The organism is Pricia sp. (genome assembly GCF_041745955.1).
Taxonomy (GTDB): domain Bacteria; phylum Bacteroidota; class Bacteroidia; order Flavobacteriales; family Flavobacteriaceae; genus Pricia.
The window spans coordinates 1-11,551 of the sequence record NZ_JBGTHY010000388.1; the positions used below are offsets into that span (position 1 = coordinate 1).

5 protein-coding genes and 1 pseudogene are annotated in these 11,551 nt (G+C 46.9%); 5 read left to right on the forward strand and 1 reads right to left on the reverse strand.

Annotated features, from left to right (window positions below; genetic code table 11):
* The 5 genes and pseudogenes from ACEW8S_RS14090 to ACEW8S_RS14110 form a co-directional block, all read left to right on the forward strand.
* Positions 1–349, forward strand: a pseudogene (locus ACEW8S_RS14090) (hypothetical protein); the annotation flags it as partial.
* A gap of 104 nt (positions 350–453) precedes the next feature.
* Positions 454–2,898 carry a beta-galactosidase gene (locus tag ACEW8S_RS14095; protein ID WP_373518777.1) on the forward strand — a complete coding sequence of 815 codons (2,445 nt, stop codon included), beginning with the start codon at positions 454–456 and terminating at the stop codon, positions 2,896–2,898.
* Positions 2,899–3,047: 149 nt separating this feature from the next.
* Entirely contained in the window at positions 3,048–6,374 is a 3,327-nt protein-coding gene (locus ACEW8S_RS14100) for a DUF5107 domain-containing protein (RefSeq protein ID WP_373518778.1), read from the forward strand.
* Between the two features lie 174 nt (positions 6,375–6,548).
* Positions 6,549–9,425: a sugar-binding domain-containing protein gene (locus ACEW8S_RS14105; protein ID WP_373518779.1), complete on the forward strand. Its 2,877-nt coding sequence runs from the start codon at positions 6,549–6,551 to the stop codon at positions 9,423–9,425.
* A 191-nt stretch (positions 9,426–9,616) separates the two neighbouring features.
* A complete protein-coding gene (locus tag ACEW8S_RS14110) occupies positions 9,617–11,029 on the forward strand; it encodes a sulfatase-like hydrolase/transferase (RefSeq protein ID WP_373518780.1) in 1,413 nt (470 codons plus the stop codon).
* Between the two features lie 335 nt (positions 11,030–11,364).
* Here the strand turns inward: ACEW8S_RS14110 and ACEW8S_RS14115 are convergent.
* On the reverse strand, positions 11,365–11,551 hold a 187-nt coding region (locus ACEW8S_RS14115; protein ID WP_373518781.1), incomplete at its 5' end, for an alpha/beta fold hydrolase.

The window sequence follows — 11,551 nt, forward strand, 5'->3', positions numbered from 1 at the left end:
TCCTGCCTTGGCCGAATTCCCTACGGAATACCATTCCAACTGGCAATGGTGGGATGCCATGTCGCATTCCAACGCCATCGTGCTCGACGATTTCACTCCAGATTTGAAACCCGTCGTACGCATTGTCGACGACTGGTTCGAAAACCGCAGAACGGCCCTAATTTTTGAGGCCAAGGTAGGGAAGGGAAAACTACTCTTTTCAGGCGTCGACCTTCACACCGATCTGGAAAACCGATTGGAGGCGCAACAGTTGTTGTATAGCTTAAAGAAATATGTGGCAAGCGATGCTTTTGATCCGAGCACAGCATTGGAGATCAACGCTATAAAAGGTCTTTTTGAAAAAAATTAAAAAGTTTGGAGTTTAGATTATCCAGTCACATACAACGCGTTGAAAATATGTTTGACAGACCTATTAACATAACGGAAAATAGAGGAACAAGAGGTCATTGTCTTTTGTCTTTAGCAGTGGTGCTGGTTTGCTGGATGTCTGGTTACGGTCAACAGATTGAACCGGGCCACCATTACAGTATTGATATTGACATCCCCGAAAAACAGATTGTTTCAGAACTAGATCTGGGCGGCACCAATAATAAGGGCGAAACCATTGCCGCAAACAACTATTATCTATCCCAAAATGCCAAACCTATCATTCCGATAACTGGGGAATTCCATTTTTCACGATACCCAGAGGAATATTGGGAAGAGGCGATTCAAAAAATGAAGGCGGGCGGTATCAATATGATGGCCACCTACGTGTTCTGGATCTTGCACGAAGAGGAGGAGGGCATATTCGATTTTGAGGGGAATAAAAATGTAAGGAAATTTGTTGAACTGTGCGCACAATATGATTTGCCTGTCATCATCCGTATCGGGCCCTTTGGTCACGGCGAGGTTAGAAACGGGGCTCTTCCCGACTGGCTTTTGGCAAAACCCTTGACCGTTCGCTCCAATGATCCCGATTATCTTTTTTATGCGGAACGGCTGTACAATAAAATAGGAAAACAACTCAAGGGACTGTTCTTTAAGGATGGCGGCCCCATTATCGCGACCCAGATCGAAAACGAATACCAACACTCCGCTGCTCCGTGGGGACTAACTTACCCCGGGCAGCCCTTGGATTATACGGCTTCGGAACGGGACAAGGCCCTTACCCAAAAAGGTGTTGGAGTTTCCAAAGAAGATAATCCCTATGCAGCGCTAGGCAATGACCACATGAAACTTTTAAAATCATTGGCGCAAAAGGCCGGTATCGAAACCCCGTTATATACCGCTACAGGTTGGAGGAACGCAGCGATCATCCCCAATGAATCCTTACCGGTTACGGCGGCGTATGCCTATCCTACATGGACCGATGAGCGGGAGCTGTCGCCCTTCTATTTGTATACGGACATGCACAAAAATCCCGATTACGCCCCCGTACGCTATACCCCGGAAAGCTATCCCGCCTTTGCCGCCGAGCTGGGGGGCGGTATTATGGCGACCTATGACCGGCGGCCGGTGGTGCTGCCCGAAAGTCTTGATGCCCTGATTAACCGGTGTCTGGGCAGTGGGGCGAACGGTATCGGCTATTATATGTACCATGGTGGCTCGACCCCTAGGGGTAAACATAACTTTTTGAACGATGAAGCCATTGGTGCCGCTAAAATATCCTACGATTTTCAGGCACCGATCGGTGAATTCGGTCAGACTCGAGCATCCTACCATCGGTTAAAGCTGATCCATTATTTCCTGAACGCCTTTGCCGATCGGCTTGCCCCTATGACCACGGTCTTACCGGAAACCAATACCGCAATCCAACCTTCGAATACGGAAACGTTGCGATATGCTGTGCGGCATGAGGATGATTCAGGTTTTCTCTTTATAAACAACTTTCAAGACCACAAATCACCTACCGATAAGGAGGCTATACAAATTCAGGTGAATACTTCCGAAGGCATACGTTCGATTCCCGAAAATGGCGGGTTTGACATAAAAAGTAGCGAAAACGCCATTTTCCCCTTCAATTTTGATCTGTCGGGGGTGCATCTGAACTACGCAACGGCGCAATTGCTCACCGCCTCGGAAGATAAAAAAAATCCGTACTACGTGTTTTTTGCCCCTGAAGGCGTTCGTCCCCAATTTTCGTTTAAAAAGGCCAAGGGACTGAAAATAGTAAACGGGTCGCATGCTACGATTACCTCGAATAAGGAGCGTTGGTTGGTCGATTGCCCCCAAGATGAACCTTCTGAATTTATCCTAAAAAACGAAAGCCAAAGCATCAAAGTATTGGTGGTTGACAAGAACTTTGCCCTGAAATCATGGCCAGTCGATATTGACCAGCGGGAACACTTACTTTTTACCGATGCGGATGTCTTACAGCATGATCAAGGCCTTGAACTGCTATCAAAAGAGGCCAATACGTTCGAATTTTTCGTCTATCCGAAAACTGCAACAAAACTGACCGTCGATGGCGGAAACCTCTCAGCAGAACCAAAGAACAAAGTGCTGTCCCATTTTAAGGTCGCAATGCCTGAAGCAAGCCTTCTGTTTAACGCTTGCAAAATAAACGATAAAAGATTAGTGGTTTCCTTGGAGGGAGGTATTCCGGAAAACTTGCACGACGTTATTCTAAAAATCGACTATATCGGTGATACCGCCATGGGTTTTTTGGACAATGAACTGGTAGCCGATGAATTTTATAAAGGAATACCTTGGGAAATCGGGCTACGGTATTTTTCGAACATAAAAAAGGCCAAGGAAATGAACTTTTATTTCAGGCCGATATATAAGGATGCTCCTTTTTTGGTCGATTTGGAGGAAAATCAAAGTCCCGATTTCAGTGAGCGATCGTCATTCGTAGAAATTCGGAAAACGGACTTAATACCAGTTTACCGATCAGTTTTGAATTTTAAAGATTGAAAGAAGGCATGCAGGTCAAAACATTGTAATATCATTCAATCAAGGAAAATTGGAAAAAGTCAAGAAAGCCATAGCCACCCGCAGTTATTGAGAATGAGTGAAACCTTTTGAGAAAATCAATGAATTTAGATCATATTAAATAGTGCACTATGAATAAGGTAAAAGCCTGGAGAGAAAAAGTCACCATCCCGACCTACGAAGTCGGAACACCTGAAAAATACCCCGTGTTTCTAGAAAAACGGGTGTATCAGGGCAGTAGCGGTTCTGTATATCCGAATCCGGTGATCGAACAGATCAGCGATAAAAAGACGGACAAGGAATGGGACGCGATCTACATCGAAAACGACTACATAAAAATGATGGTGCTACCAGCTTTGGGTGGGCGCATTCAAATGGCCTATGATAAAATCCGCGAACGGCATTTTGTCTATTACAATCATGTCATCAAACCCGCGTTGGTGGGCTTGACCGGGCCTTGGATTTCCGGGGGAATCGAATTTAATTGGCCCCAGCACCATCGCCCCAGCACCTATGACCCGACCGACCATTGTATCGAAGAAAATAAGGACGGCAGCGTCACGGTATGGGTCAGCGAGGTAGAGCGTATGTTCCGCACCAAAGGTATGGCCGGCTTTACCCTGTATCCTGATAAAGCGTATATAGAAATTAAAGGGCAGCTATATAATCGCACGCCCCATTCGCAGATCTTTTTGTGGTGGGCGAACCCCGCCGTGGCCGTCAATGACCACTACCAGTCCGTGTTCCCGCCCGATGTCAATGCCGTGTTCGACCATGGCAAACGCGATGTTTCCGAATTTCCGATCGCTAAGGGCGAATACTACAAGGTCGACTATTCCCCCGGCACCGATATTTCCAAATATAAGAACATACCCGTACCTACTTCCTATATGGCGATTACCTCGAAGTATGACTTTGTGGGCGGCTACGAAAACGATTCCAAAGGCGGATTGTTACACGTGGCCGACCACAATGTCTCCCCGGGCAAAAAACAGTGGACCTGGGGCAACGGCGATTTTGGCCAGGCGTGGGACCGGAACCTGACGGATAACAACGGCCCGTATATCGAATTGATGTGTGGCGTCTACACCGACAACCAACCCGATTTTTCGTGGATGCATCCCTATGAGGAAAAATGTTTCAAGCAGTATTTTATGCCTTACTACAATGTCGGCATGGTCAAAAATGCGACCAAAGAGGCTTTGGTGAATTTAGAACTGGAAGATGGCCAAGCGACTGTCAAAGTGTATGTTACCGCGAACTATCCCGGGTGTACACTTGAGCTTTTGAACAATGGGGACATGGTTTTTGAAGAAAAGATGGATTTAAGTCCCAAAGATGGTTTCGAGAAAAGCGTATCCATAGAAAACCCGGTTTACCAAAATCTAACGGCCACCCTAAAGGATGAAAAAGGTAAGGTTCTGGTTTCTTGGACCCCGGAGGATTATTCGGATCAAGAAGTTCCCGAAGCGGCCAAAGCGGCCAAGGCACCGAAGGATATCGAAAACACCGAGCAACTCTACCTCCGCGGTCTACATTTGGAACAATATCGCCATGCCACTTACGACCCTACGGTCTATTACTTGGAGGCGTTATCCCGCGAGCCGGGCGATGTGCGCAATAATAATGCGATGGGACTTTGGTACCTGAAGAAGGGACGGTTCGAAAAAGCCCTGTCCTATTTTGATACTGCCATCGAGACACTTACACGGCACAATCCGAATCCCTACAACGGCGAGCCGTATTTCAACAAAGGCTTTGCGCTACGCTTGATGGGTAAACCGGACGAAGCCTATGCCGCTTTTTTTAAATCGTGCTGGAATGCCGCCTGGCAAGACGCCGGATATTTCAATTTGGCCCAGATTGACTGCGCCAAGGGCAATCTTGATAAGGCTTTGGAGCTGGTCGATACCTCCCTCATCAAAAACTGGCACAACCATAAGGCACGGCATTTAAAGGTAGTTTTATTGCGAAAAATGGGCCGTGCAGAAGAAGCGATACAGCTCATAAACGATTCGTTGGCGATAGACCGCTTCAATTTTGGGGTGCTTTTTGAAAAATATGTGTTGAGTAAGGATGTAAATGACTTGGACCATTTCAAAAATATCCTACGGGATTATGTTCAAAATTACATTGAGTTTTCTTTGGATTATGCGCAGGCGGGATGTTATGATGAGGCTATCGCCTTGATGAAAGTCTATTCGGACGGAAAATCCGAAATGTACCCTATGGTGCCGTATTTCCTAGGATGGTACCATGAGCAGAAAGGGGATGCCTCGGAAGCTAAAAAGCACTACAAACTGGCCAGCGAAATGCCTTCCGATTATTGCTTCCCGAGCCGTTTGGAAGAAGTCGTGGTATTGGAAGCAGCCCGTAAATCCAATCCTGAAGACGCCATGGCGCACTATTATCTTGGTAATTTTTGGTATGCCGCCAGACAGTACGGGAACGCACGGGAATGCTGGGAAACCTCGGTGAAAGGTAAGCACGACAACCCCATCTGCCTGCGCAACTTGGCATTGCTGTATTACAACAAGAGCGATAAAAAAGTTTTGGCACAGGAAAAATTGGAAAAGGCATTCAAGCTGGATCCGGACAACCAGCGCTTGTTGATGGAACTGGATCAGCTCTATAAAAAAATAAATATCCCGGTAGCGGAACGTTTGCGGCTCTTGGAGGATAATCCGTCGCTGACCTCGTCGCGCGATGATCTTTATCTAGAACGAATTGCCCTAAAAAACTTTAGGGGCGAACACCAAAAAGCTTTGGAACTTCTCGAAAAACGGCAGTTCCACCCTTGGGAAGGTGGTGAGGGTAAAGTGCCCTTTCAGCACATTACCGTACATGTTGAATTGGCCAAACGGGTGTTGCGCGCCAATAAACCAACGGAAGCTATTGAACATTTAGAGGCAGCTCAGGTCTACCCGCACAATCTCGGCGAGGGAAAACTATTCGGTGCGCAGGAAAATGATATTTTGTATTGGTCCGGATGCGCTTATGAGAAACAGGGCGAAAACCCGCAAGCCAAAGAAAATTGGCGAAAGGCCTCCGAGGGCTTGAGCGACCCGAGTCCCGCGATGTTCTACAACGATCAGCAACCCGACAAGATTTTCTATCAAGGTCTGGCCCTATTAAAACTAGGTAAGAAAAAAGAGGCCGAAAAACGCTTCCAAAACCTTATCGCCTATGGCAAGGAGCATATGAACGATGAGGTAAAACTCGATTATTTCGCCGTCTCCCTGCCCGACCTATTGATTTGGGAAGAAGACCTGAACGTCCGCAACCAAGTCCATTGCCACTACCTGATCGGTTTAGGCGAACTCGGACTGGAAAACACCGAAAAAGCGATTGCCGCTTTCAAAACGGTACTGAAAATGGATTTGTATCATCTTTCCGCTCATATCCATCTCAAAATGGCGGTAGAATGGAAGGAGAATTATCAGGTTTCGGACAAGTGATTTGATTTTAAAACTCGCTGCTGCTAGTTTGCCGCAGGTGGTGGCGAGAATAAGCAGATGGAAGAAAATTCGCCATTAGGTACGGATTATTACGGCAAAAGCAGAACCCGGCACACGGGATAGTCCCGAAATCCCGAAATCGAGGCAGCGTACATCGACTAAAACATCTTGAACATGAATACACTGAAAGCATACTTCACGCTACTATTTTCTATGCTACTTTGGGTTCCATCAACGGCCCAAGCCGAGAACCAAATCGACTTGTCCGGCAATTGGCAGGTAAAATTGGATTCCACGGACATTGGAACATCCGAAAATTGGGCCAAAACCAATATCGATGGAAAGGCCATCACGCTTCCCGGCACCTTGGACGACGCTGGTATTGGTACCCTGAACACCTTGGAGCCTGCCTTGAACAACTACGTACTCTCCAATTTGGCCCGAAAGCACCAATACATCGGCAAGGCCTGGTACCAAAAGGAAGTAGAGATTCCGGCAGCTTGGAAAAAGAAGTTCATCAAGCTCGTTTTGGAGCGGGTCATTTGGGAATCGACGGTATTTGTGGACGGAAAAAAAACCGCATCCAAGGAAAGTCTGGTCGGCAGCCACGAATACAACTTGACCGATGTACTGTCACCGGGAAAACATCTTTTGACCGTTCTCATAGATAACGGCAACAAATATCCTTTTATCAATGTCACGGGCGACCGATATCCCGACCCGATAAATCAGGATATGGCGCACGCCTACACCAACCACACCCAGATAAAGTGGAACGGTATCATCGGGGATATTTTGCTCGAAGCGTCAGAGCCGAACGCCCCTCAACACCTAAAAGTGCATCCAGATTATGCCAACGATGCGCTGAACATCGTTTTCGAGCAGACCAAGCCGAGTAAAAAAGGACTCACCTTCGAGATTTTGGATGCCCAAGGTGGGGTAATAGCGTCCCAAGAAATTAAGAAACCCCTTATGGAGGGCAGTTACGTCAACTTTCCCATAACCACCCCTAAAGAATTACAGGTTTGGGACGAGTTTCATCCCAATGTATATACCGCGAAAATCACGACCGCAAACGGTACCGTTACATCGGAATTCGGTTTGCGAAAATTAGGAAACAAAGATGGCGTGCTGACCTTGAACGACCAACGGATTTTTCTAAGAGGCAACCTCGAATGCGTTATTTTCCCATTGACCGGCCATCCTCCGATGCAGAAATCCGAATGGGCGGAACTTATTGAACAGGCCAAGAATTACGGACTCAACCATTTGCGTTTCCACTCCTGGTGCCCGCCTTCCGCCGCCTTCGAGGCTGCCGATGAAGCGGGACTTTACCTTCAGGCCGAACTACCACATTGGAGCCTGAAAGTCGGCGAGGACAAGCCGACCACAGAATTCCTAAAAAGGGAAGCCGATGAGATGATACGCGATTATGGCCATCATCCTTCCTTTATTTTTATGGCCTTGGGCAACGAACTGCAGGGCGATATCGGGCTGTTGAACGACATGGTCGCCGAACTGAAAAAGAAAGATGGCGGTCGTCTGTACGCCACCACCGCCTTCTCCTTTCAAAAACCGACGGGCACCCGCCCCGAACCTGAAGACGAATTTTTTATTGCCCAATGGACGGACAAGGGTTGGATCCGTGGGCAGGGCGTTTTCAATGACAAGGCCCCGGCGTTTGACACCGATTATTCCGCCAATAGCGAACATATCGAAATTCCCCTGATTTCCCATGAGATTGGACAGTATTCGGTCTATCCCGATCTGAGCGAAATCCCGAAATATACCGGGGTCTTAGAACCCTTGAATTTTATGGCGGTCAGGCAAGATCTTGAAAAAAAGGGAATGCTGGATCTCGCTCCCGATTTTACCCAAGCTTCGGGGAAACTAGCGGCCATGCTCTACAAAGAAGAAATCGAACGGGCCTTGAAGACCCCTAGTTTTGACGGATTCCAGTTATTACAGCTCCAGGATTTCCCCGGTCAGGGTACCGCTTTAGTAGGCTTGCTCAACGCTTTTTGGGAATCGAAGGGCGCCATTTCCGCCGAGGATTTCCGAAAGTTCAATAGTCCTCTTGTACCACTGCTCCGATTTGAAAAGGCAGTTTATGAGGATAGAGAAACTTTTTCAGGCACGATCGAGGTCGCCAATTTTTTCGAGGATAAAAAAGGACAGACCTTAGAATGGACTATAACCGACGAAAAGGGAAATGCGCTCGCGGAAGATAGCATCGAAGGTATAGACCTATCCATCGGAAATAATTTGGATCTGGGAAAGATCGATTTCCCCATCGCCATCAAAAAAGCGCAACAATGGAATGTGTCCATCAAACTAAAAGGCACGGAATTCGAAAACGATTGGCCGATTTGGGTCTATCCAAAATCGGAGGTATTAGAAAAAAAGGTTTCAGAGACAGAAGTTTCGCGAAGAGAGACCCCGGAGACAGAACCCACAAAGAAAGAGGCCTCGGAGACAAAAGTTTCGAGACCAGAAGCTTTGAAGACAGAAGTTTCGAAATCAAATGATATCCTAATTACCACCTCTTTTGACGAGGCCGTGACCGCGCTGGAAAAGGGCAAAAAAGTATTGCTCAATCCAGATACCTTACAACTCAAAGGTATAAAAGGCAGGTTCGTCCCCGTATTTTGGAGTCCCGTGCACTTCCCCGACCAACCGGGCACTATGGGCCTACTTATCGATAACGAGCACAAAGCTTTAGCGGACTTCCCGACAAAATCCCATACGGAATGGCAATGGTGGGATCTCTGCATCCGGTCAAAATCCGTCATCATAGATTCCATACAGGTCAAACCGATTGTTAGGGCCATCGACAATTTTGTCACCAACCACCAGCTCGCAACGGTTTTCGAGGCCAAGGTCGGCGAGGGTAAGCTGCTGTTTTCCTCCATGGACCTGCAAACGGACTTGAGTAAGCGTCCCTCAGCGAGACAGTTGCGTAAAAGTTTGATTAGCTATATGGCATCCGAAGAATTTGACCCCGACAACGAAATGAGCACGAAAAGCTTGTTGACATTAAAAACAAAGTAAACCGTGGGAAGCCCGTGTTACGATGGATGAAGGAATGGGATTTGAGTTTTTTGAATAGTTGCCTAAAAGCGATAAATGATTCAAGATTATCTCGATGCGCTAAAATGATTTTATCAATCCCCTCTTAATTTGTTCTGCGAACTCAAAACCTGATTTTTTATGAAATTACCATTTACCCAAAAAAACAAATTATGAAGTATATTTTACTGTTACTCGGATTCTTAATTTTGGCCTGCGGCTCAAAACAGGAAAAAACCGTCGCTTCGAACGACAAGGATGCAGCGGCCGAGACTAAACCCAATATCATCATAATTCTCACAGATGACGCCGGCTACATCGACTTCGGCTTTATGGGCAGCGAAGATCTGCAGACGCCTGAAATCGATAAAATTGCCAAGAACGGAACGGTATTTACCGATGCCCACGTAAGTGCCACCGTATGCGCCCCTTCAAGGGCGGGCCTAATTACCGGAAAATACCAGCAGCGTTTCGGCTTCGAGGCGAACGGCACCGGAGGCATCGGGCTAAGTGACGATGTTCCGACCATGGCAGAAGTATTCAAAAAGAATGGCTACAACACGTATGCCCTGGGCAAATGGCATTTGGGCAGCGATGCATCCGACCAGCCGAACCAACGGGGCTTCGACGAGTTCTACGGATTTTTGTCCGGTAGCAGGTCTTATTTTCCTCTGGATAATCCATCCGAAGACGATATTCTACAGCACAACGGTGAACGGGTAGAATTCGAAGGCTATATGACCGATGTCCTCGGAGATCAATCCGTCACCTTTGCCGAGCAAAGCGGGGATAAGCCCTTTTTTATGTATTTGGCCTACAATGCCGTACACACGCCCATGGACGCCAAAGCGGAAGATCTGGAAAAGTTCAAGCACCATCCAAGACAGAAACTGGCGGCCATGACCTGGTCTTTGGACCAAAATGTAGGTAAGCTACGTGCCAAACTCAAGGAACTTGGAAAGCTCGACAATACCTTGATCTATTTTTTAAGCGACAACGGCGGGGCACATAACAACGATTCAAAAGAAGGTCCCCTAAAAGGATGGAAGGGCAACGAATTCGAGGGCGGACACCGTGTACCTTTCGCAGTGAGTTGGCCAGCGGTACTCAAGGGCGGCCAAAATTTCGACGGACTGACCTCTTCGCTGGATATTTTCCTGACTTCCCTAGCCGCAGCTGGTATACAAAAGCCGGATTATCTGGTTCTTGACGGTGTTAATTTGCTTCCCTTTTTAAAAGGTGAAAAAACTGGAGATCCCCACGAACGGCTGTTCTGGCGAAAGCTCGACAAGTCCGCCGCCCGAATCGGCGACTACAAAACGATCACTTTGGACGGGTATGGCTCTGTGATGTACAATTTAAGGACTGATCTCTGTGAAATGGACGACCTTTCCAAGTCGGATCAGGGCAAATTCGATTCCATCTCGAAAGTCTACAATGATTGGCAATCGCAAATAATGCAACCTTTATGGGACGAGGGCGAAACCTGGATGGATATCTGTGCGCATATCCACAGACGCTTGATGCAAAACAAAGAGCCTGACTATAAAGACCCTTGGTCTGAGGCCTACAAGAAAAGAAAATAGGAATATGTTACTTGGTTCACGACGCATATCGTACTACTTTGTGCTAGTTTGGACCAATTTCAAGTCGAAAAATGTTTCGAAGAACGTGAGTCCCCCGATTATTTATTTTTAAGTATTGTGTTGATCTGTTTAAAAACAGCCTTTAAGAATCTGAAAGACAACAGGATATAGCTTAATATTTGGTAATCTTACGCAATATTTTTTCAAATCAACTCAAGTAGGAAAATCGAATTTTCTTTATAAAATCCGTAAAATAAAGTCCATTTTGAGACAATTCAGTTATTTTACTTGCTCGTCAACCGCGTCGATCCCGAAAATTCTACGGCAACCACTTACTACCCCCGAGTAATTCGCCTTATCTGGCGCGCCAATTTTCTAGGAGCTTCCATGGGAATGAGGTGGCCGATATTTGACAATGCCGTTACAGAAGGCTTTGATAGGTTTGGCAATACCTCTTTGTAGATGGCTTCCGGATCGATGACGGGGTCATCCTTGGAGAAAATGACGAAGGTCGGTATCTCA

What these genes read in the sequence shown, in the direction of transcription:
- ACEW8S_RS14100 (WP_373518778.1), top strand. Translation starts at nt 3,048, where the DNA reads ATGAATAAGGTAAAAGCCTGGAGAGAAAAAGTCACCATCCCGACCTAC.
- ACEW8S_RS14105 (WP_373518779.1), top strand. Translation starts at nt 6,549, where the DNA reads ATGAATACACTGAAAGCATACTTCACGCTACTATTTTCTATGCTACTT.
- ACEW8S_RS14110 (WP_373518780.1), top strand. Translation starts at nt 9,617, where the DNA reads ATGAAGTATATTTTACTGTTACTCGGATTCTTAATTTTGGCCTGCGGC.